This window comes from Azohydromonas caseinilytica, from assembly GCF_012927045.1.
Classification (GTDB): Bacteria; Pseudomonadota; Gammaproteobacteria; order Burkholderiales; family Burkholderiaceae_C; genus Azohydromonas; species Azohydromonas caseinilytica.
The window spans coordinates 137784-163521 of record NZ_JABBFW010000003.1; the positions used below are offsets into that span (position 1 = coordinate 137784).

General features: G+C 69.5%; 21 protein-coding genes. 11 read left to right on the forward strand and 10 right to left on the reverse strand.

Annotated features, from left to right (window positions below):
- Nucleotides 1-70: 70 nt before the first annotated feature.
- Nucleotides 71-328, forward strand: a complete 258-nt coding sequence (locus tag HHL10_RS06015) for a hypothetical protein (protein WP_169159444.1) — start codon at nt 71-73, stop codon at nt 326-328.
- On the opposite strand, the gene pgeF is transcribed toward HHL10_RS06015, so the two are convergent.
- Both pgeF and maiA read right to left on the reverse strand, forming a co-directional pair.
- Complete coding sequence (gene pgeF / locus HHL10_RS06020) at nt 260-973, reverse strand: peptidoglycan editing factor PgeF (RefSeq protein ID WP_235971123.1); 714 nt, start codon at nt 971-973, stop codon at nt 260-262. The genes HHL10_RS06015 and pgeF overlap by 69 nt on opposite strands.
- A 58-nt stretch (nt 974-1031) precedes the next feature.
- Nucleotides 1032-1670 (reverse strand): maleylacetoacetate isomerase, encoded by a 639-nt coding sequence (gene maiA, locus HHL10_RS06025; protein ID WP_169159446.1) that lies wholly within the window; start codon nt 1668-1670, stop codon nt 1032-1034.
- Between the two features lie 132 nt (nt 1671-1802).
- Here maiA and HHL10_RS06030 point away from each other — a divergent pair, with 132 nt between their 5' ends.
- Nucleotides 1803-2354, forward strand: coding sequence for an NUDIX hydrolase (locus HHL10_RS06030; RefSeq protein ID WP_205832928.1), 552 nt, complete (start codon nt 1803-1805; stop codon nt 2352-2354).
- Between the two features lie 115 nt (nt 2355-2469).
- Here HHL10_RS06030 and lpdA read toward each other — a convergent pair whose 3' ends face one another.
- The 3 genes from lpdA to aceE are packed head-to-tail and all read right to left on the reverse strand — an operon-like array spanning nt 2470 to nt 8734.
- Complete coding sequence (gene lpdA / locus HHL10_RS06035) at nt 2470-4290, reverse strand: dihydrolipoyl dehydrogenase (RefSeq protein WP_169159447.1); 1821 nt, start codon at nt 4288-4290, stop codon at nt 2470-2472.
- Nucleotides 4291-4303: 13 nt separating this feature from the next.
- Nucleotides 4304-5989 carry a dihydrolipoyllysine-residue acetyltransferase gene (aceF, locus tag HHL10_RS06040; RefSeq protein ID WP_169159448.1) on the reverse strand — a complete coding sequence of 562 codons (1686 nt, stop codon included), beginning with the start codon at nt 5987-5989 and terminating at the stop codon, nt 4304-4306.
- 36 nt (nt 5990-6025) lie between these two features.
- Complete coding sequence (gene aceE / locus HHL10_RS06045; RefSeq protein WP_169159449.1) at nt 6026-8734, reverse strand: pyruvate dehydrogenase (acetyl-transferring), homodimeric type; 2709 nt, start codon at nt 8732-8734, stop codon at nt 6026-6028.
- Nucleotides 8735-8895: 161 nt separating this feature from the next.
- On the opposite strand from aceE, the gene HHL10_RS06050 reads away from it, so the two are divergent.
- The 4 genes from HHL10_RS06050 (at nt 8896) to HHL10_RS06065 (ending at nt 15140) form a co-directional block, all read left to right on the forward strand.
- Nucleotides 8896-11445: a PAS domain-containing sensor histidine kinase gene (locus HHL10_RS06050; RefSeq protein ID WP_169159450.1), complete on the forward strand. Its 2550-nt coding sequence runs from the start codon at nt 8896-8898 to the stop codon at nt 11443-11445.
- Complete coding sequence (locus HHL10_RS06055) at nt 11442-12068, forward strand: response regulator transcription factor (protein WP_169159451.1); 627 nt, start codon at nt 11442-11444, stop codon at nt 12066-12068. The genes HHL10_RS06050 and HHL10_RS06055 overlap by 4 nt, the downstream gene beginning before the upstream one ends.
- 72 nt (nt 12069-12140) lie before the next feature.
- Complete coding sequence (folD, locus tag HHL10_RS06060) at nt 12141-12998, forward strand: bifunctional methylenetetrahydrofolate dehydrogenase/methenyltetrahydrofolate cyclohydrolase FolD (RefSeq protein WP_169159452.1); 858 nt, start codon at nt 12141-12143, stop codon at nt 12996-12998.
- 114 nt (nt 12999-13112) lie between these two features.
- On the forward strand, nt 13113-15140 hold the full coding sequence (locus HHL10_RS06065; protein ID WP_169159453.1) for a M3 family metallopeptidase: 2028 nt from the start codon (nt 13113-13115) through the stop codon (nt 15138-15140).
- A 213-nt stretch (nt 15141-15353) separates the two neighbouring features.
- On the opposite strand, the gene HHL10_RS06070 is transcribed toward HHL10_RS06065, so the two are convergent.
- The 4 genes from HHL10_RS06070 to HHL10_RS06085 all read right to left on the reverse strand — a co-directional run bounded on the left by HHL10_RS06070 (nt 15354) and on the right by HHL10_RS06085 (nt 19920).
- Entirely contained in the window at nt 15354-16322 is a 969-nt protein-coding gene (locus HHL10_RS06070) for a Bug family tripartite tricarboxylate transporter substrate binding protein (protein WP_169159454.1), read from the reverse strand.
- Between the two features lie 102 nt (nt 16323-16424).
- Nucleotides 16425-17411 (reverse strand): 2-hydroxyacid dehydrogenase, encoded by a 987-nt coding sequence (locus HHL10_RS06075; RefSeq protein WP_169159455.1) that lies wholly within the window; start codon nt 17409-17411, stop codon nt 16425-16427.
- Between the two features lie 25 nt (nt 17412-17436).
- Complete coding sequence (locus HHL10_RS06080) at nt 17437-18852, reverse strand: sodium:proton antiporter (protein ID WP_169159456.1); 1416 nt, start codon at nt 18850-18852, stop codon at nt 17437-17439.
- Nucleotides 18853-18957: 105 nt separating this feature from the next.
- Nucleotides 18958-19920 (reverse strand): histone deacetylase family protein, encoded by a 963-nt coding sequence (locus tag HHL10_RS06085; protein WP_169159457.1) that lies wholly within the window; start codon nt 19918-19920, stop codon nt 18958-18960.
- 195 nt (nt 19921-20115) lie between these two features.
- Here HHL10_RS06085 and phaP point away from each other — a divergent pair, with 195 nt between their 5' ends.
- Nucleotides 20116-20682, forward strand: a complete 567-nt coding sequence (phaP, locus tag HHL10_RS06090) for a TIGR01841 family phasin (RefSeq protein WP_169159458.1) — start codon at nt 20116-20118, stop codon at nt 20680-20682.
- A 192-nt stretch (nt 20683-20874) separates the two neighbouring features.
- Here phaP and HHL10_RS06095 read toward each other — a convergent pair whose 3' ends face one another.
- On the reverse strand, nt 20875-21813 hold the full coding sequence (locus HHL10_RS06095) for a patatin-like phospholipase family protein (RefSeq protein WP_169159459.1): 939 nt from the start codon (nt 21811-21813) through the stop codon (nt 20875-20877).
- A gap of 166 nt (nt 21814-21979) precedes the next feature.
- Here HHL10_RS06095 and HHL10_RS06100 point away from each other — a divergent pair, with 166 nt between their 5' ends.
- The 4 genes from HHL10_RS06100 to HHL10_RS06115 are packed head-to-tail and all read left to right on the forward strand — an operon-like array spanning nt 21980 to nt 25729.
- On the forward strand, nt 21980-22747 hold the full coding sequence (locus HHL10_RS06100) for a sulfite exporter TauE/SafE family protein (RefSeq protein ID WP_169159460.1): 768 nt from the start codon (nt 21980-21982) through the stop codon (nt 22745-22747).
- A 1-nt stretch (nt 22748) separates the two neighbouring features.
- The gene (locus tag HHL10_RS06105) at nt 22749-24461 is read left to right on the forward strand and encodes a nitrite/sulfite reductase (protein ID WP_169159461.1); all 1713 of its coding nucleotides are present in this window, start codon (nt 22749-22751) and stop codon (nt 24459-24461) included.
- 27 nt (nt 24462-24488) lie between these two features.
- Nucleotides 24489-24995 carry a DUF934 domain-containing protein gene (locus HHL10_RS06110; protein WP_169159462.1) on the forward strand — a complete coding sequence of 169 codons (507 nt, stop codon included), beginning with the start codon at nt 24489-24491 and terminating at the stop codon, nt 24993-24995.
- A 5-nt stretch (nt 24996-25000) separates the two neighbouring features.
- Complete coding sequence (locus tag HHL10_RS06115) at nt 25001-25729, forward strand: phosphoadenylyl-sulfate reductase (RefSeq protein WP_169159463.1); 729 nt, start codon at nt 25001-25003, stop codon at nt 25727-25729.
- Nucleotides 25730-25738: the final 9 nt, after the last annotated feature.

The following is a 25738-nucleotide window of genomic DNA, read 5'->3' on the forward strand; positions in this document are numbered from 1 at the left end:
TCTTACCGCATCATGACAACTGTTTTCATTCTACGAAATACGTCATTCTGCGTAAGCGCGGGTTTGTCCTATGTACTTGGTGGCTCTGGGATGGCTGTACGTGGTGTTGATGATGGCCGTGGCCGAGGCCATGGCGCCCAGCGGCACGGTGCTGGGGGCCGTCTTCACCTTCCTGCTGTATGGCGTGCTGCCGCTGTCCATCGTGCTGTACCTCATGGGCACGCCGGCACGGCGCCAGGCGCGCCGGCGCGCCGAGGCGCTAGCCGAGCCAGACCGCGGCAGCCTGCCGTCCGGTGACCCGGTCGCGCCGGAACGAAAAGAACCTTGAAGCATCCGCTGCCGTGCACCACTGTCCGCCGCTGATCTGACGCAGACCTGCCATTTCGAGCCGCCGCCGCGCCAGCGCCGGCAGGTCGGCCAGCCAGCGCGCACTGCCGTCATCGCGAGGCCGTGACACGAAGGCCGGATCACCCGCGGCCGGATCGACGCCGAAGCCGCGCAGCACGTCGGCGCCCACCTCGAACTGCGCCGGGCCGATGCAGGGCCCCAGCCAGGCCACCACGTCCTGCGGCGCGCATTGCGCCGCCGCGCACAGCTCGGACAGCGTGTTCTCCAGCACCCCGCCGGCCAGCCCGCGCCAGCCCGCATGCGCGGCGCCCACGGTGCGGCCATTGAGGGCGGCAAACAGCACCGGCAGGCAGTCCGCGACCTGCACCACGCAGGCCACGCCGCGCTCGCTGGTGACGGCGGCGTCGGCCTCGGGCGGCACTTGCGCCGTGGCCCGCGCATCCGCCAGGCTCACCCGCAACACCCGCGTGCCGTGCACCTGGCGCAGCCAGGCCGGCACGGCGCCCAGGGCCGCCGTGAAGCGGGCCCGGTTCTCGGCCACGGCGGCCGGGTCATCCCCCACCGCGTCACCCAGGTTGCAGCTGTGCCAGGGTGCGGCGCTGACGCCGCCGGCGCGCGTGCTCATGAGCGCGCTCACATTGGCCGGCGCCGGCCACTGCGGCCTCATCACGCCCTGCAGGGCCTCACTCGGCATCGGGGCAAGCGGAGGGCTGCGTCTTGGAGAAGGCGTCGAGCTGCATGCAGGTCTCGAACACGCGCATCACGGTGGGCACGTGATCGAGGCGGCATTCGAAACGCTGGGCGTTGAAGATCTGCGGCACCAGCACGCAGTCGGCCAGGGTCGGCGTGTCGCCATGGCAGAAGCGGCCGGTGGCGGGATGGTTCGCGAGCTGGCGCTCCACCGTCTCCAGCCCGGTTTCGACCCAGTGCCGGTACCAGCGGTTCTTTTCTTCCTCGCCGACCTTGAGCGAGCGCACCAGGTAGCGCAGCACGCGCAGGTTGTTGAGCGGGTGGATCTCGCAGGCGATGTCCTGCGCCAGGGCCCGCACGCGGGCGCGCCCGAGCGGATCGGCCGGCAGCAGCGGGGGCTGCGGGTGGGTCTCGTCGAGGTACTCGATGATGGCCATCGACTGCGTCAGCGTCGCATCGCCATCCTTGAGCAGCGGCACCAGCCGCGATGCCGACACGGCGCCGTAGGACTCGCCGAACTGCTCGCTCTTGGCCAGATGCACCGGCTTGTATTCATAGGCCAGGCCCTTGAGGGCCAGCGCAATGCGCACGCGGTACGAGGCTGAGGAGCGGAAGTAGTTGTACAGCTGCATGTCTGACGTCTAACGTAACTGCGAGATTGCGGGATTGACGCAGCGCAGCATAAACCTGCGCGAGCGCGTTCGGGCATGGCGTGAACCCTGCACCACGCCCGGGGCCTCGGAGGGCCACGCTAAACTCAGCCTATGCTTTTGTCCGAGCGCAGCAGGATCCAGCACTGCCCCGCCTGCGGTAGCCATGTGCAATACCGCATTCCACCTGATGACAACCGGGAACGCGCGGTGTGTCCGGCCTGCAGCCGCATCCACTACGAGAACCCGCTCAACGTCGTCGGCACCCTGCCGACCTGGAACGACCAGGTGCTGCTGTGCCTGCGCAACATCGAGCCCAGGCGCGGCTTCTGGACGCTGCCGGCGGGCTTCATGGAGCTGGGCGAAACCACTTCCCAGGGCGCGCTGCGCGAGACGGCCGAAGAAGCCGGCGCCCATATCGAGCTCGGGCCGCTGTTCAGCGTCATGAACGTGCGCCAGGTCGGCCAGGTCCACCTGTATTACCTGGCCCAACTGCAGGACACCACCTTCGACCCCGGCCCCGAGACCATCGAGGCGCGCCTGTTCAGCGAGGCCGACATCCCCTGGGACCAGATCGCCTTCCGCACCGTGCGCGAGACGCTCAAGCGCTATTTCGAGGACCGCAAGCACGGCCAGTTCGGGCTGCATACCGCAGATATCGAATAAGCGGTGGGCGCGGGCACGCGCCCTGCTGTGCATGAAAAACGCGCCGCAATGACGGCGCGTTTTTCATGGTGAGCCGTAACGGCCCCGCGCCGGTGTGGCGCGGGACTGTCGTCGCTCAGCGCTTCTGCGGCGGCAGGTCCGTGCAGGTGCCGTGGGCCACTTCCGCAGCCATGCCGATGCTCTCGCCCAGCGTCGGGTGCGGGTGGATGGTCTTGCCGATGTCCACCTCGTCCGCGCCCATCTCGATGGCCAGCGCGATCTCGCCGATCATGTCGCCGGCATGCGTGCCGACGATGCCGCCGCCCAGGATGCGGTGCGTCTCGGCATCGAAGAGGAGCTTCGTGAAACCCTCGTCGCGGCCGTTGGCGATGGCGCGGCCGGAGGCCGTCCAGGGGAACAGGCCCTTCTTCACCTTGACGCCACGCTGCTTGGCCTCGTCCTCGGTCAGGCCCACCCAGGCCACCTCGGGGTCGGTATAGGCCACGCTGGGGATCACCCGCGCATCGAAGCGCGCATGCTCGTCGCCCGAAGCCACCTCGGCCGCCACGTGCGCCTCGTGCACCGCCTTGTGCGCCAGCATGGGCTGGCCGACGATGTCGCCGATGGCGAAGATGTGCGGCACGTTAGTGCGCATCTGCACGTCCACCGGGATGAAGCCGCGGTCGGTCACCACCACGCCGGCGTTCTCGGCGCCGATCTTCTTGCCGTTGGGCGTGCGGCCCACGGCCTGCAGCACGAGGTCGTACATCCCTTCGCTCTTGGCGCCGTCCAGCCCCTCGAACTGCACCCGGATGCCGTCGGCCGTGGCTTCGGCGCCCACCGTCTTCGTCTTCAACATGATGTTGTCGAAGCGAGGGGCGTTCATCTTCTGCCACACCTTGACGAGGTCGCGATCGGCGCCCTGCATCAGGCCGTCGAGCATCTCCACCACGTCCAGGCGTGCGCCCAGCGTGGAGTACACGGTGCCCATCTCCAGGCCGATGATGCCGCCGCCGACGACCAGCATCTTCTTGGGCTGCTGGCGCAGCTGCAGCGCCCCGGTGCTGTCCACGATGCGCGGGTCATCGGGCAGGAACGGCAGCCGCACCGCCTGCGAGCCGGCGGCGATGATGCAGTTCTTGAAGCGGATGACCTTCTCGCCGCCGGTGCGCTCCTGGCCCTCGCCGCCGGTTTCCAGCACCTTGACGTGGTGCGGGTCCACGAAGTTGCCGTAGCCACGCACGATGGTGACCTTGCGCATCTTGGCCATCGCGCCCAGGCCGCCGGTGAGCTTGCCCACGACCTTGGACTTGTGGGCGCGCATCTTGTCGATGTCCACCGTCGGCTCGGCGAAGGTGACGCCCAGGTCGGCGAAGTGCTTGACCTCGTCCATCACCGCGGCGACGTGCAGCAAGGCCTTGGACGGGATGCAGCCCACGTTCAGGCACACGCCGCCCAGGGTGGCGTAGCGCTCGACCAGGACCACCTTCAGCCCCAAGTCGGCGGCGCGGAAGGCGGCGGAGTAGCCGCCCGGGCCGGCACCGAGCACGAGCATGTCGCACTCGAGGTCGGCCGTGCCGGAGAAGGTGGCGGCATTGGGAGCGGGCGCCACGGGCGCCGCCTTCGGGAAGGCTTGCTCCTGTCCCTTGGAGTAGGACTCGGGCGCAGTCGGCTGCGCCGGGGCCGGTGCGGCGGCGGCCGGTGCCCCGGCGGCGGCGCCCTCGGCCTCCAGCATCAGGATCAGCGAGCCTTCGCTGACCTTGTCGCCCAGATTGACCTTGAGCTCCTTGACGGTGCCGGCGTGCGAGGACGGGATCTCCATGGAGGCCTTGTCCGACTCCACGGTGATGAGGCTTTGCTCCTCCTTCACCGTGTCGCCGGGCTTGACCAGCACCTCGATGACCGCGACGTCCTTGAAATCGCCGATGTCGGGAACCTTGACTTCGATCAGTGCCATGTCGTCGGTTCCTTTACAGCAGCACGCGGCGGAAGTCCGCCAGGATCTGGCACAGGTACGCGTTGAAGCGCGCGGCGGCGGCACCGTCCACGGCGCGGTGGTCCCACGACAGCGACAGCGGCAGCGTCAGGCGCGGCACGAACTGCTTGCCGTCCCACTTCGGTTCCATCGTGCTCTTGCACACGCCCAGGATCGCCACTTCCGGCGCGTTGATGATGGGCGTGAAGTAGCGCCCGCCGATGCCGCCCAGCGAGGAGATGCTGAAGCAGCCGCCGGTCATGTCAGCCGGGCCGAGCTTGCCGTCGCGGGCCTTCTTGGCCAGCTCCGACATCTCCTGGCTGATCTGCAGCACGCCCTTCTTGTCGGCGTCCTTGATCACCGGCACCACCAGGCCGTTGGGCGTGTCGGCGGCGAAGCCGATGTGGAAGTACTGCTTGAGCACCACCTGGTCGCCGTCGAGCGAGGCGTTGAACTCGGGGAACTTCTTGAGCGCGGCCACGGTGGCCTTGATCAGGAAGGCCAGCATCGTCACCTTGACGCCGGACTTCTCGTTCTCCTTGTTGAGCTGCACGCGGAAGGCTTCGAGCTCGGTGATGTCGGCATCGTCGTGGTTCGTGACGTGGGGGATCACGACCCAGTTGCGGTGCAGGTTGGCACCGCTGATCTTCTTGATGCGCGATAGGTCCTTGCGCTCGACGGGGCCGAACTTGGCGAAGTCCACCTGCGGCCAGGGCAGCAGGCCCGGGAAGGCGCCGCCGGCGGCCGCGGCGGGCGCCTTGGCGGCGGCCGCCTTGGTCTGCGCCGTGCCGGCCATCACGGCCTTGACGAAGTTCTGCAGGTCGTCCTGGGTGATGCGGCCCTTGGGGCCACTGCCCTTGACCTCTTCCAGCGGCACGCCCAGCGCGCGGGCCTGCAGCCGGATCGAGGGCGAGGCGTGCGGCAGGTTGCCCTTGGGCGCCGTGGGCTCGTGCGCGGGCAGCGCCGCCGTCGGCGACGTGCGCGTGCCCGCAGGCGCCAGGTCGGGCGCGACCACGGTGGCCGACGACGGGGCCGGTGCGGCCGCCGCCGGGGCCGCGGCAGCCGGCGCGGGTGCCGGGGCGGCGGCGCCGCCGGCGCCCTCCAGGATCACGAGCAGCGAGCCCTCGTTGACCTTGTCGCCCAGCTTCACCAGCACTTCCTTGACGGTGCCGGCGTGCGAGGACGGGATCTCCATGGAGGCCTTGTCGGACTCCACGGTGATCAGGCTCTGCTCGACCTTGACCTGGTCGCCGGGCTTGACGAAGACCTCGATCACGGCGACGTCCTTGAAGTCGCCGATGTCGGGCACCTTCACCTCGATCCGGCCGCCGCCGGCGGCCGGCGCGGGGGCCGCGGCCGCGGGCGTGGGCGCCGCGGAGGGTGCGGGCTGCTGCGCCACGGCCGGCGCCGCGGGCGCCGGCGCCGGGGCGGCGGCTGCGGCCGCGCCGGTCTCCACGCGCATCACCAGCGAGCCTTCGCTCACCTTGTCGCCGATCTTGGTGAGCAGTTCCTTGACCACGCCGGCGTGCGACGAGGGGATCTCCATGGAGGCCTTGTCGCTCTCCACCGTGATCAGGCTCTGCTCGGCTTGCACCGTGTCACCGGGCTTGACCAGCACCTCGATCACCGCCACGTCCTTGAAGTCCCCGATATCCGGGACCAACACATCCACCAATGCCATGGGGAATATCTCCGTTTGTTGTTGTGCGGCGCCGCGTCAGGCGTACAGCGGGTTGATCTTGTCGGCGTTGAGGCCGTACTTGGCGATGGCTTCGGCCACGGTGCGCGCCGGCAGCACGCCCTCGTCGGCCAGGGCCTTGAGCGCGGCCACGACGACGTAGTGGCGGTTGACCTCGAAGTGCTCGCGCAGCTTGTAGCGGAAGTCGCTGCGGCCGAAACCGTCGGTGCCCAGCACCTTGTAGCTGCGGCCCTTCGGGATGAAGGCGCGGATCTGCTCCGCGTAGTTCTTCATGTAGTCGGTCGAGGCGATCACCGGGCCGGCATGCGCGCCCAGCTGCTCGGTGACGTAGGCCACGCGCGGCTCGGCGGTCGGGTGCAGCAGGTTGTAGCGCTCGGCGTCCTGGCCGTCGCGGGCCAGCTCGTTGAAGCTCGGGCAGCTCCAGACGTTGGCGCCCACGCCCCAGTCGGCCTCCAGCAGCTTCTTGGCTTCCATCGACTCGCGCAGGATGGTGCCGCTGCCCAGCAGGTTGACCGTGACCTTGGCTTCGGCGGGCGCCTCCTCCAGCAGATACATGCCCTTGATGATCTGCTCCTCGGTGCCCGCCTTGAGACCGGGCATGGGGTAGTTCTCGTTGAGCAGCGTCAGGTAGTAGAAGACGTTGTCCTGCTTCTCGACCATGCGCTTGAGGCCGTGGTGCAGGATCACGCCGACTTCGTGCGCGAAGGTCGGGTCGTAGGAGATGCAGTTGGGGATGGTGCCGGCCAGGATGTGGCTGTGGCCATCCTCGTGCTGCAGGCCCTCGCCGTTGAGCGTGGTGCGCCCGGAGGTGCCGCCCAGCAGGAAGCCGCGCGCCTGCATGTCGCCCGCGGCCCAGGCCAGGTCGCCGATGCGCTGGAAGCCGAACATCGAGTAGTACACGAAGAACGGGACCATGATGCGGTTGTTCGTCGAGTACGACGTCGCCGCGGCGATCCACGAGCTCATGCCGCCCGCCTCGTTGATGCCTTCCTGCAGGATCTGGCCGGCCTTGTCCTCCTTGTAGTACATGACCTGGTCCTTATCGACCGGGGTGTACTGCTGGCCTGCCGGGTTGTAGATGCCGATCTGGCGGAACAGGCCTTCCATGCCGAAGGTGCGGGCCTCGTCCACCAGGATGGGCACCGCGCGCGGACCCACTTCCTTGTCGCGCAGCAGCTGCGTCAGGAAGCGCACGTAGGCCTGCGTGGTGCTGATCTCGCGGCCCTCGGCGGTGGGCTCCAGCACGGCCTTGAAGGTTTCCAGCGGCGGCACGGTCAGCTGCTCGTCGGCCTTGGTGCGGCGCTCGGGCAGGTAGCCGCCCAGCGCCTTGCGGCGCTCGTGGAGGTACTTCATCTCCGGCATGTCGTCGGAGGGCTTGTAGAACGGCACCTCCTCCAGCTTGTCGTCGGGGATGGGGATGTTGAAGCGGTCGCGCATGGCCCGGATGTCGTCCTCGGCCATCTTCTTGGTCTGGTGCGCGGTGTTCTTGCCCTCGCCGATCTTGCCCATGCCGTAGCCCTTGACGGTCTTGATCAGCAGCACCGTGGGCTGGCCCACCGTGTTCACGGCACGGTGGTAGGCGGCGAACACCTTCTGCGGGTCGTGGCCGCCGCGCTGCAGGCGCCAGATGTCGTCGTCGCTCATCTTGGACACCATCTCCAGCAGCTTGGGATGGCGGCCGAAGAAGTGCTTGCGCACGTAGGCGCCGTCGTTGGCCTTCATGGCCTGATAGTCACCGTCGAGGGTGTCCATCATGACCTTCTTGAGGATGCCTTCCTTGTCGCGCGCCAGCAGCGGGTCCCAGTAGCCGCCCCACAGCAGCTTGATCACGTTCCAGCCCGCGCCGCGGAACTCGCCTTCGAGCTCCTGCACGATCTTGCCGTTGCCGCGCACCGGGCCGTCCAGGCGCTGCAGGTTGCAGTTGACGACGAAGATCAGGTTGTCGAGCTTCTCGCGCGCGGCCAGGCCGATGGCGCCCAGGCTCTCGGGCTCGTCCATCTCGCCGTCGCCCAGGAACACCCAGACCTTGCGCTTGGAGGTGTCGGCGATGCCGCGCGCGTGCAGGTACTTCAGGAAGCGCGCCTGGTAGATCGCCATCAGCGGGCCCAGGCCCATGGACACCGTCGGGAACTGCCAGAACTCGGGCATCAGCTTCGGGTGCGGGTAGCTGGAGAGGCCCTTGCCGTCCACTTCCTGGCGGAAGTTCAGCAGCTGCTCCTCGCTGATGCGGCCTTCCAGGTAGGCGCGGGCGTAGATGCCGGGCGCCGAGTGGCCCTGGATGTAGAGCAGGTCGCCGCCGTGCTCGGGCGTGGCGGCATGCCAGAAGTGGTTGAAGCCCGCGCCCAGCATGGTCGCCAGCGAGGCGAAGCTGGAGATGTGGCCGCCCAGGTCGCCGCCGTCCGGGGGGTTGTGGCGGTTGGCGCGCACCACCATCGCCATGGCGTTCCAGCGCATGTAGGCGCGCAGTCGCTCCTCGATCTCGAGGTTGCCCGGACAGCGCTCTTCTTCCTGCGGCTCGATGGTGTTGACGTAGCCGGTGGTGGCGGAGAACGGCATGTCGATGCTGTTCTGGCGCGCGTGCTCCAGCAGCTGCTCCAGCAGGAAATGCCCGCGCTCGCGGCCTTCGCTTTCGATCACGGCCGACAGCGCGTCGAGCCATTCGCGGGTTTCCTGCGGGTCCTGGTCATTGGCCGCCGCACCGATGAACTGTTCAGGCAATGCCGACATGGGGTCTCCTCTTTGGGTGTCTGGCTAAAGGGTGGCGCAGTGTCGCACAGGCACTGCATTTTTCAAATAGTGCGTTGCACTTTCATAATGCGGAATATTGCTGCGGCGCGGCATGACCTGTCGCAGCGCTACCCTCCCCTGGGGCCTTGATAATTCGGAGGATGTCTGCCTCGCCGCCTTCTTCTGCCCGACCCGCGCCGGCTGTGCGCCGGCGCCTTTTCGGCCATTGGTGGCGCAGCCAATCGCCCTCGCGCCAGGACCGCTTCGTCACCGTCGGTCCGCTGGTGTCAGTGCTGCTGTTCCTGGCGGCAATCATTTCGGCCTTCTGGTATTTGCGGAACGAAGAGATCGAGCGCGAGACGGATTCGCTGCGGCGTGACACCGAGATCGCGCAGCAGCAGATCCAGTTGCGGCTCATCGACAGCCAGGAGCAACTGCTGCGCCTTGCGCGCGAGCTGGCCACGCGCACCGTGGACAGCCGCGGCTTCGAGGGCCAGGCACGCAGCTTTGCCGCCGAGCGGCCCGAGCTGACCCAATTGCTGTGGCTGGCGCCCAAGCGCCAGCTGCTGGGCCAGTGGCTGGCGCCGGGTCTGGAAGGCCTGACGCACAACGGCGGGCCCGACCCGTCGCTGCCGATGGAAGGGCGCCGCAGCGAGCCCGAGCGCGCCTTCAGCACCGCGCGCGACCTGCAGGCGCCCGTGTACTCGCGCTCGTTCCAGAACGCCGCGGGCGTGCCGGTGTTCCAGGTGCACGTGCCGCTGATCGACCGCAACGGCTTCGTGGGCTCGCTGGTGGCGGAGTACTCGGTGCAGGCGCTGGAGCGGCTGCTGGTGCCGGCGGAAGTGACGCGCCGCCATGCCATCACGGTGCTGGACGAGGCGGGCAACGAGCTCGCGGGCAACGGCGGCACGCCGGCTGGCGGCGCCGGCAAGCGCGCCACCATCGTCCACGACGTGCCGCTCACGCCCGCGGGCACGGGGCTGGTGCTGCGCGGCCAGGGCTGGCGCACCTCCATCGGCCTGATCAGCAACACGCTGTTCTGGATGGTGGTGGCGCTGTCGGTGCTGACGGTGTGGATGCTGCTGGGCGCATGGCGCCACATGCGCCGGCGCACGCAGATCCAGAACGCGCTGATCCAGGAGACCAATTTCCGCCGCGCCATGGAGAACTCCATGCTCACGGGCATGCGGGCCATGGACCTGCAGGGGCGCATCACCTACGTCAACCCGGCCTTCTGCGCCATGACGGGCTTCTCCGAGGCCGAGCTCATCGACCGCCGGCCGCCCTACCCGCACTGGCCGCCCGACCGCCTGGACGAGAACGCGCGCTTGCTGCGGCAGGAACTGCAGGGCCGCAGCCCCGCCGGCGGCGTGGAGGTCAAGGTCATGCGCAAGGACGGCTCGATGTTCGACGCGCGCATGTACGTCTCGCCGCTGATCGACCCCAAGGGCCAGCAGACGGGCTGGATGACCTCGATGACCAACATCACCGAGGCCAAGCGCATCCGCGACCAGCTCTCGGCCTCGCACGAGCGCTTCACCACCGTGCTGGAAGGGCTGGACGCGGCCGTGTCGGTGCTGTCGGTGGAGCAGAGCGAGCTGCTGTTCGCCAACCGCTCCTACCGGCTGTGGTTCGGCGCCGACGCGCGCGGCCACGCGCTGCTGGCGGGCACCTCGGCGCAGCCGGGCGTGGTGGAGGATTCGGTGGACACCTTCGGCGGGCTGCCGGTGCAGGAGCTGACCCAGGCCGGCTCCGACCCGCGCGAGGTCTTCGTGGAGTCGCTGCAGAAGTGGTTCGACGTGCGCTCGCGCTACCTGCAGTGGACCGACGGCCGGCTGGCGCAGATGCTCATCGCCACCGACATCACCGCGCGCCACCAGGCCGAGGAGCAGCAGCGGCTGCAGGCGGAGAAGGCGCAGGTCACCAGCCGCCTGGTGACCATGGGCGAGATGGCCAGCTCGGTGGCTCACGAGCTGAACCAGCCGCTGACGGCCATCGCCAACTACTGCAGCGGGATGGTGTCGCGCGTGCAGTCCGACGCCATCGGCAAGGACGACCTGATCGCGGCGCTGCGGAAGACCGCGCGCCAGGCCGAGCGCGCCGGGCAGATCATTCACCGCATCCGCGCCTTCGTGAAGAAGAGCGAGCCGCAACGCCAGGCGGCGCAGGCGCGCGCCATCATCGAGGACGCGGTGGACCTGGCCGGCATCGAGCTGCGCCGGCGCCACGTGCAGATCCACACCTACGTGGCGCAGCGGCTGCCCACGCTGATGGTGGACCCGATCCTCATCGAGCAGGTCGTGCTCAACCTGCTCAAGAACGCGGCCGAGGCCATCGACATGGCCAAGCTGCCGCCGGCGCGGCGCCACATCGAGCTGCGCGTCGTGCCGCGCCACACCGCCGAGGAGGGCGGCGTGATCGAGTTCAGCGTCACCGACAAGGGCCCGGGCATGAAGGAGGAGGTACTGGGCCGCATGTTCGAAGCCTTCTTCTCGACCAAGGCCGAGGGCCTGGGCATCGGGCTGTCGCTGTGCCGCTCCATCATCGAGTCGCACCGCGGCAGGATGCGCGCGGAGAACATTTACAATGGAAACGCTGTCGTGGGCTGCCGCTTCTCGTTCACCCTGCCGGTCGAGCCGGGCGCACGCATCGAGCCGGCGGCACCTTCGGCGTCCGATTCCAACACAACGACCGAGACAACCAGCCCATGAGCCTGATTCCCAAGAAAGGCACCGTGTACGTCGTCGACGATGACGAGGCGGTGCGCGATTCGCTGCAGTGGTTGCTGGAAGGCAAGGACTACCGCGTCAAGTGCTTTGACTCGGCCGAATCCTTCCTCTCCCGTTTCGACCCGCGCGAGGTGGCCTGCCTCATCGCCGACATCCGCATGGAAGGCATGAGCGGCCTGGAGCTGCAGGACCGGCTCCTGGAGCGCCGCAGCCCGCTGCCGGTGGTGTTCATCACCGGCCATGGCGACGTGCCCATGGCCGTCACGACCATGAAGAAGGGCGCGATGGACTTCATCGAAAAGCCCTTCAAGGAAGAGGAGCTGCTGTCGCTGGTGGAGCGCATGCTGGAGCAGGCGCGCAACACCTTCAGCCAGCACCAGGAGCAGGCCAGCCGCGACGCCTTGCTGTCGCGCCTGACCACGCGCGAGAGCCAGGTGCTGGAGCGCATCGTCGCGGGCCGGCTCAACAAGCAGATCGCCGACGACCTGGGCATCAGCATCAAGACGGTGGAGGCGCACCGCGCCAACATCATGGAAAAGCTCAACGCCAACACCGTGGCCGACCTGCTCAAGATCGCGCTGGGCGCGCACAGCAAGACGGCCTGACCTTCTTCAGCAACCCCCGGGGGCCGCGGCATGCGGCCCTTTTTCTTTCAGTCTTCCAGGAGTGTCCTCACCATGACCGCGCAGCTGATTGACGGCGTCGCCCTCTCGCGCCAGATCCGCACCGAGCTTGCCCAGCGCGCCGCCGCCCTCACCAGCCGCGGCCACACGCCGGGGCTGGCCGTGATCCTGGTGGGCGACAACCCGGCCTCGCAGGTGTACGTGCGCAACAAGGTCAAGGCCTGCCACGACACCGGGCTGCACTCGGTGCTGGAGCAGTACCCCGCCTCCATGAGCGAGGCCGAGCTGCTGGCGCGCGTGCGCGCATTGAATGAGGACGCATCCATCCACGGCATCCTGGTGCAGCTGCCGCTGCCCGCCCACATCGACGCGCACAAGGTCATCGAGACCATCTCCCCGCTCAAGGACGTGGACGGCTTCCACGTGGCCAGCGCCGGCGCGCTGATGGTGGGCCAGGAAGGCTTCAAGCCCTGCACGCCCTACGGCTGCATGCAGATGCTCAAGGCCATCGGCTGCGATCCGCGCGGCAAGCACGCGGTGGTGATCGGGCGCAGCAACATCGTGGGCAAGCCCATGGCGATGCTGCTGCTGCAGGCCAACGCCACCGTCACGGTGTGCCACAGCGCCACGCCGGACCTGGCGCAGCACACGCGCCAGGCCGACATCGTGGTGGCGGCCGTGGGCAAGCGCAACGTGCTGACGGCCGACATGGTCAAGCCCGGCGCGGTGGTCATCGACGTGGGCATGAACCGCAACGACGAGGGCAAGCTCTGCGGCGACGTGGACTTCGACGGCGTGCGCGAGGTCGCGTCCTGGATCACCCCGGTGCCGGGAGGGGTCGGCCCGATGACCATCACAATGCTGCTGGTCAACACCGTCGAGGCCGCCGAGCGCGTTGCCGCCGCGGCCTGAGCCCAGCAAGCAAAAAAGCCATGGGCCGGCGCGGGTGGGCGCCGTGGCCGCGATATCTTGTGTTGACCCCTTCAGTCACCACCTGCGCGGCTTCACCAGTCCGCCTGCCAGCCCATGACCAATCCGCTGCTCGACACTCCCTCTTCCCAGCTTCCGGCCTTCGACCGCATCCGACCCGAGCATGTGAGCCCGGCCGTCGATGAGCTGCTGGCGCAGGCCGGCACGGCGCTGGAGCGCGCCGTGGGGCCGGAAGTGCCGGCCGACTACGACGCCATGTCGGCCGTGCTGGACGTGGCCACCGAGCGCCTGGGCCGCTCCTGGGGCGCGGTGGGCCATCTCAACCACGTGGCCGACACGCCCGAGCTGCGCGCGGCCTACAACGAGAACCTGCCCAAGGTCACCGAGTTCTACACGCGCCTGGGTGCCGACGAGCGGCTTTACGCCAAGTACAAGGCCATCGCCCAGAGCCCGGCCGCTGCAGAGCTCAGCACGCCGCGGCGCAAGGCGCTGTCCAATGCCATGCGTGACTTCGTGCTCTCCGGCGCCGAGCTGCAGGGCGCGGCCAAGGAGCGCTTCGCGCAGATCCAGGAGCGCCTGGCCGAGCTGTCGCAGAAGTACAGCGAGCATGTGCTGGACGCCACCGACAAGTTCGCGCTCTACGCCAGCGAGGAACAGCTCGACGGCGTGCCCGAGGACGTCAAGGCCGCCGCGCGCGCCGCGGCGCAGGCCGAGAGCAAGGACGGCCACAAGATCACGCTGCACTTCCCGAGCTACTTCCCGGTGATGCAGTACGGCACCAACCGCGAGCTGCGCCGCCAGCTCTACACCGCCTACGCCACCCGCGCCAGCGAGCAGGGGCCGGCCGAGCGCGACAACAGCGCGCTCATGACCGAGATCCTGCAACTGCGCCAGGAAGAGGCCGAGCTGCTGGGCTACCGCAGCTTCGCCGAGCTGTCGCTGGTGCCCAAGATGGCCGACAGCCCGCAGCAGGTGGTGGACTTCCTGCGCGACCTCGCCCGCCGCGCCCGCCCCTACGCCGAGAAAGACCTGCAGGAGCTGCGCGAGTTCGCGGCCAAGGAACTGGACCTGCCCGACCTGCAGGCCTGGGACGCGGCCTTCGCCAGCGAGAAGCTCAAGGAGGCGCGCTACGCCTTCAGCGACCAGGAGGTGAAGCAGTACTTCACCGAGCCGAAGGTGCTGGAGGGGTTGTTCCGCATCATCGAGACGCTGTTCGAGGTGGCGATCCGTCCCGACCAGGCACCGACCTGGAACCCCGACGTGCGCTTCTTCCGCGTCGAGCGCGGCGGCCAGCTCATCGCCCAGTTCTACCTCGACCCCTACGCCCGTCCCGGCAAGCGCCCCGGCGCCTGGATGGACGACGTGCGCGGCCGCTGGCAGCGCCCGGAAGGCGGGCTGCAGACGCCGGTGGCGCACCTGGTGTGCAACTTCGCGCCGCCGGTGGGCGGCAAGCCCGCGCTGCTCACGCACGACGACGTCATCACCCTCTTCCACGAGTTCGGCCATGGCCTGCACCACATGCTCACGCAGGTGGCGGACCTGGGCGTCTCGGGCATCTCCGGCGTGGAATGGGACGCCGTGGAGCTGCCCAGCCAGTTCATGGAGAACTTCGCCTGGGAGTGGGAAGTGGTGCAACGCCTCACGGCCCACGTGGACACCGGCGAGCCGCTGCCGCGCGCGCTCTACGACAAGATGCTCGCGGCCAAGAACTTCCAGAGCGGCATGGCGACGCTGCGGCAGGTGGAGTTCGCGCTCTTTGACATGCGCATCCACTCCGAGGCCGGCGCGCCGCAGCGCATCCAGCAGATCCTGGACGAGGTGCGGCAGGAAGTGGCGGTGCTGATCCCGCCCTCCTTCAACCGCTTCCAGCACGCCTTCTCGCACATCTTTGCCGGCGGCTACTCGGCGGGCTACTACAGCTACAAGTGGGCCGAGGTGCTCAGCGCCGACGCCTGGAGCGCCTTCGAGGAGGCCGGCGTGTTCGACACCGAGACGGGCCGCCGCCTGCGCCGCGAGATCCTGGAAGCCGGCGGCAGCCGTCCGGCGATGGACAGCTTCAAGGCTTTCCGCGGGCGCGAGCCGCAGATCGACGCGCTGCTGCGCCACCAAGGCATGGCGGGCTGATCCGCCTCCGGGGCCGTCACCGCGGCGGCCCGGCTGGGCTCTGTCCGGCCGCGCGGCTGCGCGGCTGCCTTAACGGCAGTACGGCCGCTGGCGCCATCAGGCCGGCATTGTGAACGCCAGGTTCACATTGAAGTCCCGTCAAGCCACTGAGTGACCCTACTGTTATCCCCAGTGTGACAATCCCGGATTCTTGCGATCAGCCGGCCGCCGGCCTCACTCGGGGCGCAGGCCCGGCTTGGGCAGCAGCCGGCCCCATTTCTCGCTCTCCGCCTGCAGCAAGGCCGTGAAGTCGGTCGTGGACAGCAGCTCGGCGCCCTCCTGGCGCAGCGCTTCGCGCACGGCGCTGTTGTCCAGCGCCTTGGCCAGCGCCGCGCTCAGCGGCGCCGTGATCTCGGGCGGCGTGCCGCGCGGCGCCAGCAGGCCGTAGGCCGGCGCGCATTCGTAGCCCTTGATGCCGGCCTCGGCCAGCGTGGGGCTGCCGGGCAGCGCCGCGCTGCGGCGCGCCCCCGTGACGCCCAGGGCGCGCAGCCGCCCGCTCTCCAGCTGCGGCAGCACCGGCGGCAGGGCGCTGAACATCAGGTCCACCTGGCCCGACAGCAGCTCGGTGAGCGCCGGGGCCAGGCCCTTGTAGGGCACATGCTGCAGCTTCACGCCGGCGAGCTCCTGCAGCAGCTCGCCCGCGAGGTGGCCGGCGCTGCCCACGCCGGTGGAGGCATAGGCCAGCCGCACCGAGCCGAAGCGGGCATGCATGAGCAGGTCCGGCACGTTGTGGATCGGGCTGGCGGCCGGCACCAGCAGCACCAGCGGCTGGCTGGCCACCGGGCCCAGCGCGACGAAATCGCCGCTGCGCGTGCTGCCCCGCCCCGCCGCGACCGCCTGCATCGCCAGCGTGCCGCTGTGCGCCAGCAGCAGCGTGTGGCCATCGGGCGCGGCGCGTGCCACCGACTCCAGGCCCACCGCACCGGCGCGCGGCTCCACCACCACCGGCACGCCCAGTTGCTGGCTCAACTGCCCGGCCAGCGCCCGCGCCAGCGCCTCGCCGCTGCCGGTGGTGGTGACCACCAGGCGGATCGTGCGTGATGCGGCGGCGCCCTGCGCGCTCGACAGCGCCGGCAGCGGCAGCAACGCCGCCAGCCCGGCCTGCAGCAGCCGGCGCCGTGCCGGCTGAATCCCCAGCCCCATGCCCAGACCTCGTTATGCAAGCACTTCAGTCTAGGAAGCGGCATCGGGCGTGCCGTTGTGGCGATTACGCATCCCCGCGCCGGCGGCGCGGAGCCCGGGCCTTCAGCGCGCCAGCACCTGCGGATTCACCGGCGTGGGCGGCACGCCGCCGGTGAGCGCGGCGATCAGGTTGTCCGCCGCCAGGTCGGCCATGGCGCGCCGCGTGGCGACGGTGGCGCTGGCGATGTGCGGCGTGAGCACCACGTTGCGCAGCGCCAGCAGCGCCGGGTGCACCCGGGGCTCGCCCTCGAACACGTCCAGCCCCGCCGCCGCGATGCGGCCCTCGCGCAGCGCCTGCGCCAGCGCGGCGTCGTCCACCACGCCGCCGCGCGCGATGTTGGTGAGCGTGGCCGTGGGCTTCATCCGCGCCAGCTCCGCCGCGCCGATGGAGTGGTGCGTGGCCGGCGCGTAGGGCACCACGACCACGAGATGGTCCGACTCGCGCAGCAGCGTCTCCTTGTCCACGTAGCGGGCGCCCAGCGGCGCCTCCTGCTCGGCCGGGAGGCGGCTGCGGTTGTGGTAGACCACCTTCATGCCGAAGCCCAGGGCCCCGCGCCGGGCGATGCCCTGCCCGATGCGGCCCATGCCCAGGATGCCCAGCGTGGCGCCGTGGATGTCGCTGCCGGCGAACATGTCGTAGGCCCAGCGGTCCCAGCGGCCTTCGCGCAGGAAGCGCTCGGACTCGGTGATGCGCCGGGCGGTGGCCATCATCAGCGCGAAGCCGAAGTCGGCCGTGGTCTCGGTCAGCACGTCGGGCGTGTTGCTCACCAGCACGCCGCGCGCGCTGCAGGCCGCGACGTCGATGTTGTTGTAGCCCACGGCCATGTTGCACACGGCACGCAGCTGCGGATGCGCGTCCAGCAGTGCGGCGTCGATGCGCTCGCTCAGCGTCACGAAGGCGCCCGCCTTGCCCTGCAGCCGGGCCGTGAGCTCCTCGGGGGAATGGATGTGGTCCTCGGGGTTGTCCTCCACCTCGAAGTGCTGCGCCAGGCGCTGCACGACCTCGGGGAACACCTTGCGCGCCACCAGCACGGCGGGCTTGTCGGACATGGCTTGTCTCCTGGTTGAGTCGGTGTCAGTGGAACCAGATCAGGGTCAGCAGCGCGAACAGCGGCAGCAGCACGGCGCCCGACCACAGCATGTAGCCGAAGAAGCTGGGCATGCGGATGCCGCGGTCCTCGGCGATGGCCTTGACCATGAAATTGGGCGCGTTGCCGATGTAGCTGTTGGCGCCCATGTAGACCGAGCCGGCCGAGATAGCGGCCAGCGTGGGCGCCAGCGCGTTCATCAGCACCTGCGCGTCGCCGCCGGCCAGGTTGAAGAACACCAGGTACGTGGGCGCGTTGTCCAGGAAGCTGCTGAGCACGCCGGTGAACCAGAAGTAGGCCCAGGGCAGCGGCTGGCCGTCGGGGCCGGTGACGGCCTGCACCACGGCGGCGAAGGGGCCGGCGGCGCCGGCCTTGAGCATGGCCAGCACCGGCAGCATGGTCAGGAAGATGGCGGCGAAGAGCTTGGCGACTTCCTGCATCGGGGCCCAGGAGAACTGGTTGGCCAGCCGCGCCGTGGCCGGCGTGAGCGCCAGCGACAGCAGCGTCACGCCCACCAGGCCGGCGTCGCGCAGCAGGTTCTGCAGCTCGACCTCGGTGCCGGCGACGTGCCAGCGCAGGCCCGGCTTCCAGGTGCCGCTCATCAGCACCAGGCCGACCACGGCCGCGAGCAGCAGCAGGTTGATCCCGCCCAGCAGGCCCAGCCGCTCGGTGTCGGGCGTGGGGTCTTGCGGCAGCACGCCCTCGCGGCGGTAGTACCAGCCGTCGATCAGCCAGAACACGGCCAGCAGCGCGCCGACCAGGAACAGCGTCGGGCTCAGCAGGTGGCGCAGCGTCCAGCCGAACTCCACGCCGCGCAGGAAGCCCAGGAACAGCGGCGGATCGCCCAGCGGCGTGAGCGCGCCGCCGGCGTTGCTGACGATGAAGATGAAGAACACCACCACGTGCGCGACATGGCGGCGGTTGTCGTTGGCGCGGATGAGCGGGCGGATCATCAGCATCGAGGCGCCGGTGGTGCCCATGACGCTGGCCAGCACCGCGCCCACGGCCATCAGCGTGCAGTTCGTGCCCGGGCTGCCGTGCAGGTTGCCGCGGATGTAGATGCCGCCGGCAGTGGTGAACAGTGCCGTCAGCAGGATCACGAAGGGCAGGTATTCCGCCAGCAGCGTGTGCACGAAGGCGCCGCCCGCGACGCCGAAGCCGAACACCGCCGCGAAGGGCACGATGAAGGCCAGCGCCCAGCCCAGCGAGATCTTGCCGAAGTGGTGGTGCCACACATGCGGCAGCAGCAGCGGCAGCAGCGCGATGGACAGCAGCATCCCGGCAAAGGGCAGCGCCCACCAGGCGGACAGCTCACTGCCGTCGATCTCGGCGGCCCGCGCCAGCAGCGGGAGGAACAACAGCGCGGCGCAGCCGGCCCGGCGGGCAGTGTGAACAGGAAGCATGGACAGGCGAGAAAGGTCAGACCGCGCCGGGCCTGGAGGCGACGGCGGCTGCCGAAGTCGAAGGAGGCGGCATTCTAGGGAGGGCGCCACTCCCGGCCGCCGCGCTCAGGCGGCGGGCGCCCTTGAAGCGTCCCGGCCCATGGACGCCTGCCAAGCGGCCCAGCTGCGCTGCGCCAGCTGCAGCGTGCGGAACTGGATCTCCACCATCCGCGCCAGGTCGTGGCCGTAGCCGCCGGCCATGCTCAGTGCCACGGGCACGCCGCGCTGGCGGCAGGCGTCCAGCACGCGGCGGTCGCGCTCGGCCATGCCCTGCGCAGTGAGCTTCAAACGGCCCAGGCGGTCGTTCTCGTGCGGGTCGGCGCCGGCGAGGTAGAAGGCCAGCCCTGGCGGCCGGTCGCCGTGGCGGCTCCACAACGCTTCCAGCGCGCGGTCCAGCGCCTGCAGGTACGCCTCGTCGCTGCAGCCGTCGGGCAGCTCCACGTCCAGGTCGCTGGCTTCCTTGCGGAAGGGAAAGTTGCGCGCGCCGTGCAGCGAGAGCGTGAAGACGGTGTCGTCGTCCTTGAAGATGGCCGCCGTGCCGTTGCCCTGGTGCACGTCCAGGTCGATCACGGCCACGCGCAGCAGACGCCGCGCGCGGCGGTGCGCCTCGGCCTGCATCAGCCGCGCCGCCACGGCCACGTCGTTGAAGACGCAATAGCCGCTGCCCTTGCCGGCATAGGCGTGGTGCGTGCCGCCGGCGAGATTGGCGGCCACGCCCTCTTCCAGCGCCGCGCGCGCGGCGGCAATCGTGGCGCCCACCGAGCGCCGGGCGCGCTCGGCCATGCGCGGCGACCACGGGAAGCCGATCTCCCGCTGCTCCGCGGCGCTCAGCAGCCCCTCGGCCACCGCCGTGACGTAGCGCGGCTCGTGCGCCAGCGCCAGCTCGCCGTCGCTGGCCGCGGGCGCCGGCAGCAAGCGGATGCCGGGATCGGTGCCGGCGCGCTCGCGCAGCAGCGCGTACTTGGCCATCGGGAAGCGGTGCCCTTCGGGCAGGGGCAGCACAAACTGATCCGAGTAGTAAGCCTGCATCCGGGCATTGTGCCCAGCGCCCCAGAGCCCTCCAGGGCGGCGCAGGCAAGCCGGCTGTGGAAAGTCCTTACTCTCTTGTTGCGGTGCAGCAAAAAGTTCTTGCAGCAAAAAGCGATCTCTCTATACTTGCATCCATGCTGCACTGCAGCAAAAGTATTGCAAATCCCCCCTTCAACCCGTAACCCGGAGACTGAAATGCTGACCGCCGAACAATTCATCGCTGCCCAGAAAGCCAACGTCGAGACCGCTTTCGGTCTGGCCAACAAGGCCTTCGAAGGCGTGGAAAAGGTTGTCGAACTGAACGTGCAGGCTGCCAAGTCCGCGCTGAACGACGCCGCCGAGAACACCAAGGCTGCCCTGGCCGCCAAGGACCCGCAGGAGCTGCTGTCGCTGCAAGCCGGCCTGCTGCAGCCCGCCGCCGAGAAGGCCGTGGCCTACGGCCGTCAGGTGTATGACATCACCGCCGCCACCAACGCCGAAGTGGGCAAGGTCGTCGAGGCCCAGCTGGCTGACCTGCAGAAGAACTTCACCGCCTTCGTGGACAGCGCCGTCAAGAACGCCCCGGCCGGCTCCGAGAACGCCGTGGCCCTGGTGAAGTCCGCCGTGGCCGCCGCCAGCAACGCCTACGAAAGCGTGCAGAAGGCCGCCAAGCAAGCCGCTGACGTGGCCGAAGCCAACTTCCAGGCCATGACCACCAGCGCCGTGAAGGCCACGCAGAACGTGGCCGCCAACGCCAAGGCCGCGGCCAAGCGCCCCGCCTGATCAACCTTCATTCGCGGCCGGGTGCCAGCCCGGCTGACGAGGCGGTCTTGGTGCCGCTGCAAAGGTTGTCTCCTCGGTACCTGGGGAAAGTGGTTTCAGGGTACCTTCAGCCCGGCGCCCGCCGGGCTTTTCTTTGGGCCGGGCCCTCCGGCCGGCCCACCGCAGCGGCCGTTCGGCCGCCGCCCTACTCCCTCACTGACTCAGCATGGCAATGCGCTGCCGCAGCTGCGGCAACAGCGCCTGCGCCGCCTCGCGTCCGGCCTGGATGGCGCGCTTGCGCGCGGTGAAGTCGGCGCTGCTCACGCCGTCGAGCCTGGGGCGCAGCACGAGGTCGGCCTCGCGCAGCTCGAAGTGGTTGATGCTGCGGCCCATGATGGAGAAGGTCTGCAGCAGCATGCGCATGGCGTCGCCCGTGGGCTGACCCTCGGGCGGGCTGGTGATGTCCACCGCCACCACCAGCTCCGCGCCCATCTGCCGCGCGAAGCGCACCGGCACCGGCGACACCAGCCCGCCATCGACGTATTCGCGGCTGCCGATGCGCACCGGCTGGAACACCGCCGGCACCGCGCTGGAGGCGCGCACCGCCGTGGCCGTGTCGCCGCGCTGGAACAGGATCGGCGCGCCGCTGTCGAGGTCGGTGGCGACGATGCCCAGCGGCAGCTTCATCTTCTCGATCGGCTTGGCGCCGGTCTGCTCGCGCACGTAGCGCGCCAGCGCCTCGCCGCGCAGCAGGCCGCGCCCGGGGAAGGCCCAGTCGGTGATGGCCGACTCGTCCATCGCCACCGCGAGCTGCCCCAGCTGCGCGCCGTTCAGGCCGCTGGCGTACAGCGCCGCGACCAGGCTGCCGGCGGACGTGCCGACCACCAGGCTGGGCTTGATGCCGGCCTCCTCCAGCACCTGAATCACGCCGATGTGCGCGAAGCCGCGCGCCGCGCCGCCCCCCAGCGCCAAGCCGATGCGCGGCGGATCGCGCGGCACGGACGGTGTTGAGGCGGTGAGCGGCGGCGTGGTCGCCACCGGCGTGGAAACCGTGGTGGACACGGTGGGCGGCACGGTCTGGCACGCGGCCAGGGCCAGCAGCGGCAGCGCGGCCAGCAGGCGCCGACGCGGCAAGCGGGAACTTCGAAACATGGGACGTGATTCTAGAAAAGCCCTGTTACGGGTGCTGGAGCAGGTCTTTAGCTCCGATATCCCATAAGCAAAAAACTTTTATGTTCTTTTGAAATATAAGGGTGCACCCTACATTTCAGGTCCTCGGGGTCCGTGAGGACCGCATAACGAATCACGGAAAACGCAGATGGATCTGGTGGCGGTGTTGGGCGGCCTGGGCGTGGGGCTGATCGTCGGCCTCACGGGCGTGGGCGGCGGCTCGCTCATGACGCCGCTGCTCATCGGCGTGTTCAAGCTGCATCCCGCCGTGGCCATCGGCACGGACCTGTGGTTTGCCGGCATCACCAAGTCCGGCGGCGCGGTGGCGCACCACCGCATGGGCCATGTGGACTACCGCATCACCGGGCTGATGCTCGCCGGCAGCGTGCCGGCCGCCATCGCCACGCTGGCGCTGATGCACTTCACGGGCGTGACCAAGGGCTGGGCCAGCGCGCTGACCTTCTCGCTGGGCATCGCCCTGCTGCTCACCGCCGTGACCGTGGCCTACAAGAAGGTCTGGCTGGCGCTGGGCCTGAAGCTGGAGCGCTGGCTGCCCGAGTCGCGCAAGCCGGCGCTGACGGTGCTGGCCGGCGTGATCCTGGGCGTGCTGGTGTCGCTGAGCTCCATCGGCGCCGGCGCCATCGGGGCCACGCTGATTTTGCTGCTGTATCCTCGCGTCCCCGCGCAGCGGCTGGTGGGCACCGACATCGCCCACGCCGTGCCGCTGACGCTGGTGGCCGGCATCGGCCACGCCTCGCTGGGCCATGTGGACTGGGGCCTGCTCGCCAGTCTGCTCATCGGCTCGCTGCCGGGCATCTGGCTCGGCGCCCGACTCACCCGTGCCATGCCTGAAAAGGTCGTGCGCACGCTGCTGTGCGCGTCGCTGGTGACCGCCGGATTGAAAGTGATCAACTGACATGTACAAGTACACCGACTTCGACCGCCAGTTCGTGCGCGCTCGCGCCGCGCAATTCCGCGACCAGCTCGAGCGCAACCTGCGCGGCGAGCTCGGCGACGACGAGTTCCGTCCGCTGCGCCTGCAGAACGGCTGGTACATCCAGCGCCACGCGCCCATGCTGCGCGTGGCCGTGCCCTACGGCGAGCTCAACAGCCGCCAGCTGCGCCAGCTGGCCCGCATCGCGCGCGAGTACGACCGCGACTACGGCCACTTCACCACGCGGCAGAACTGCCAGTACAACTGGATTCCGCTGCACCAGTCGGCCGACGTGATGGAGCTGCTGGCCGAGGTGGACATGCACGGCATCCAGACCAGCGGCAATTGCATCCGCAACATCACCACCGACGCGCTGGCCGGCATCGCGCCCGACGAGCAGGTCGATCCGCGCCCCTACGCCGAGGTGCTGCGCCAGTGGAGCACGCTGCACCCCGAGTTCGCCTTCCTGCCGCGCAAGTTCAAGATCGCCATCACCGGCGCCGCCGAGGACCGCGCGGCCATCCTGTGGCATGACATCGGCCTGCAGCTGCTCAAGAACGAGGCCGGCGAGGTCGGCTTCAAGGTGTTCGTGGGCGGCGGCATGGGCCGCACCCCGGTGATCGCCGCCGAGATCGCCGCCTTCGTGCCGTGGCAGCAGATCCTCGTCTACATCGAGGCGATCGTGCGCGTTTACAACCGCTACGGCCGCCGCGACAACCTCTACAAGGCCCGCATCAAGATCCTGGTGAAGGCCGAGGGCCAGAAGTTCTTCGACGCCGTCAACAAGGAGTTCCGCAAGATCCTGGAGCAGGACGCCGAGGGCGCCGCGCACCTGATCCCGCTGCGCGAGCTCGAGCGCGTGGCCGCCAGCTTCGCGCTGCCCGCCGGCGTGCGCCCGGCGCCCAGCGGCTTCCAGCCCGCGCGCCATGGCGATCAGCAACAGGCCTTCTCGCGCTGGCTGGAGCGCAACGTGCACGCGCACAAGGTCAGCGGCTACCGCGCCGTGACGCTGTCGCTCAAGCGCGTGGGCCAGGCCCCCGGCGACGCCACCTCGGCGCAGATGGAAGCCGCCGCCACCATGGCCGACCGCTACTCGCTGGGCGAGCTGCGCGTGACACACGACCAGAACCTGCTGCTGCCCTGGGTGCGCGAGGCCGACCTCTACGCCGTGTGGCAGGCCGCCAAGGGCGCGGGCTTCGCCTCGCCCAACATCGGGCTGCTCACCGACATGATCGCCTGCCCCGGCGGCGACTTCTGCGCCCTGGCCAACGCGCGCTCCATCCCCATCGCCGAGGCGATCACGGAGCGCTTCCAGGACCTGGACGAGCTGTGGGACATCGGCGACATCGACCTGCACATGTCCGGCTGCATCAACTCCTGCGGCCACCACCACAGCGGCCACATCGGCATCCTGGGCGTGGACAAGGACGGCAGCGAGTGGTACCAGATCACGCTGGGCGGCTCGGACGGCTCCGCGCTGTCGGGCAAGGCCGTGGCGGGCAAGGTCATCGGCCCGTCCTTTGCCGCCGACGAGGTGCCCGACGTGATCGAGGCGATCATCGACACCTACCGTGCCCAGCGCACCGAGGGCGAGCGCTTCATCGACACAGTGCGCCGGCTGGGCCTCGCGCCCTTCAAGACCGCCGCCGACGCCGTGCGCAGCGCCACCGCCGTGCGCGAAGCCGCCACCGCCTGATTCCCACCGTCTTTCGAGTTGCAATCCATGAAGTTCATTGACCCCCATCAGGACCGCTGGCAGCAGGTGAGCGGCGAGGACGGCCCGCAGGTGCATCCCGCCCCGGCGCCGCACCGGCTGCTGACGCTGGAGCAGTGGCACGCCGTGCGCGGCGAATGGCCCGAGGGCGTGGCCGTGGGCGTGATGCTGCCCAACGACGCCGAGGTGGAAGCGCTGGCCGAAGACCTGCCGCGCCTGGCGCTGGTGGCCCTGCACTTCCCCAAGTGGGTGGACGGCCGCGCCTACTCGCAAGCCCGGCTGCTGCGCGCGCGCTACGGCTTCAAGGGCGAGATCCGCGCCACCGGCGAGGTGTTGGTGGACATGCTGCCGCTGCTGCAGCGCACCGGCTTTGACGCCGCCCAGCTGCGCGCCGACCAGAAGATCGAGTCGGCGCGGCGCGCGCTGGGCTTCTTCGGCGGCCACTACCAGGGCGACACGGTGCATCCGCAACCGCTGTTCGCCCGCTACGAGTCGCAGCCTTACGCCCGGAGCTGAAAGCCATGAGCGCCATCGAACTCCACGCCCGTCCCAGCGCCGACTTCGAATCCAAGGTCGCGCGCGCCCTGGACCTGCTGCGCGACGCCGCCGAGCGCTTCCCCGGCCGCGTCGTGCTGGCCAACAGCCTCGGCGCCGAGGACATGGTCCTCACCGACCTGATCGGCCGCCACCAGCTGCCCATTGCCTTGGGCACGCTCGACACCGGCGTGCTGCACGCCGAGACGCTGGCGGTGCTGCCGCGCATCCGCGAGCGCTATGGCATCGAGGTCGAGGTGTACCGCCCCGTGCAGGAAGCCGTGATCGAGTTCGTCGGCCGCCATGGTGAGCGCGCCATGTACGAGAGCGTGCAGCTGCGCAAGAGCTGCTGCGGCGTGCGCAAGCTGGAACCGCTGTCGCGCATGCTGGCCCAGCGCGACGCCTGGGTCACCGGCATGCGCCGCGAGCAGTCGGACAACCGCGGCAGCGTCCCCTTCGAGGACCAGGACGACAAGGGCCGCGTGAAGTTCAACCCGCTGGCCGACTGGAGCTGGGGCGACGTGTGGCACTACATCAAGCTGCACGACGTGCCCTACAACGCGCTGCACGACCAGTTCTTCCCCAGCATCGGCTGCGCGCCCTGCACGCGCGCCATCTCGCTGGGTGAGCCCTTCCGCGCCGGACGCTGGTGGTGGGAGGACGAGTCGGCCAAGGAATGCGGTCTGCACGTCAAGCAGAGCGCGCTTCCGGCCTGAGGCGCGGCT

Bases quoted from the DNA above. Each gene is read 5' to 3' on its own strand.
- HHL10_RS06080 (WP_169159456.1), bottom strand. From the start codon at position 18,852: ATGCTTCCTGTTCACACTGCCCGCCGGGCCGGCTGCGCCGCGCTGTTG.
- aceF (WP_169159448.1), bottom strand. From the start codon at position 5,989: ATGGCATTGGTGGATGTGTTGGTCCCGGATATCGGGGACTTCAAGGAC.
- HHL10_RS06115 (WP_169159463.1), top strand. From the start codon at position 25,001: ATGAGCGCCATCGAACTCCACGCCCGTCCCAGCGCCGACTTCGAATCC.
- HHL10_RS06050 (WP_169159450.1), top strand. From the start codon at position 8,896: ATGTCTGCCTCGCCGCCTTCTTCTGCCCGACCCGCGCCGGCTGTGCGC.
- folD (WP_169159452.1), top strand. From the start codon at position 12,141: ATGACCGCGCAGCTGATTGACGGCGTCGCCCTCTCGCGCCAGATCCGC.
- maiA (WP_169159446.1), bottom strand. From the start codon at position 1,670: ATGCAGCTGTACAACTACTTCCGCTCCTCAGCCTCGTACCGCGTGCGC.
- HHL10_RS06105 (WP_169159461.1), top strand. From the start codon at position 22,749: ATGTACAAGTACACCGACTTCGACCGCCAGTTCGTGCGCGCTCGCGCC.
- HHL10_RS06100 (WP_169159460.1), top strand. From the start codon at position 21,980: ATGGATCTGGTGGCGGTGTTGGGCGGCCTGGGCGTGGGGCTGATCGTC.
- HHL10_RS06065 (WP_169159453.1), top strand. From the start codon at position 13,113: ATGACCAATCCGCTGCTCGACACTCCCTCTTCCCAGCTTCCGGCCTTC.
- HHL10_RS06015 (WP_169159444.1), top strand. From the start codon at position 71: ATGTACTTGGTGGCTCTGGGATGGCTGTACGTGGTGTTGATGATGGCC.
- aceE (WP_169159449.1), bottom strand. From the start codon at position 8,734: ATGTCGGCATTGCCTGAACAGTTCATCGGTGCGGCGGCCAATGACCAG.
- HHL10_RS06075 (WP_169159455.1), bottom strand. From the start codon at position 17,411: ATGTCCGACAAGCCCGCCGTGCTGGTGGCGCGCAAGGTGTTCCCCGAG.
- phaP (WP_169159458.1), top strand. From the start codon at position 20,116: ATGCTGACCGCCGAACAATTCATCGCTGCCCAGAAAGCCAACGTCGAG.
- HHL10_RS06055 (WP_169159451.1), top strand. From the start codon at position 11,442: ATGAGCCTGATTCCCAAGAAAGGCACCGTGTACGTCGTCGACGATGAC.
- HHL10_RS06095 (WP_169159459.1), bottom strand. From the start codon at position 21,813: ATGTTTCGAAGTTCCCGCTTGCCGCGTCGGCGCCTGCTGGCCGCGCTG.
- pgeF (WP_235971123.1), bottom strand. From the start codon at position 973: ATGAGCACGCGCGCCGGCGGCGTCAGCGCCGCACCCTGGCACAGCTGC.
- HHL10_RS06085 (WP_169159457.1), bottom strand. From the start codon at position 19,920: ATGCAGGCTTACTACTCGGATCAGTTTGTGCTGCCCCTGCCCGAAGGG.
- lpdA (WP_169159447.1), bottom strand. From the start codon at position 4,290: ATGGCACTGATCGAAGTCAAGGTTCCCGACATCGGCGATTTCAAGGAC.
- HHL10_RS06110 (WP_169159462.1), top strand. From the start codon at position 24,489: ATGAAGTTCATTGACCCCCATCAGGACCGCTGGCAGCAGGTGAGCGGC.
- HHL10_RS06030 (WP_205832928.1), top strand. From the start codon at position 1,803: ATGCTTTTGTCCGAGCGCAGCAGGATCCAGCACTGCCCCGCCTGCGGT.
- HHL10_RS06070 (WP_169159454.1), bottom strand. From the start codon at position 16,322: ATGGGGCTGGGGATTCAGCCGGCACGGCGCCGGCTGCTGCAGGCCGGG.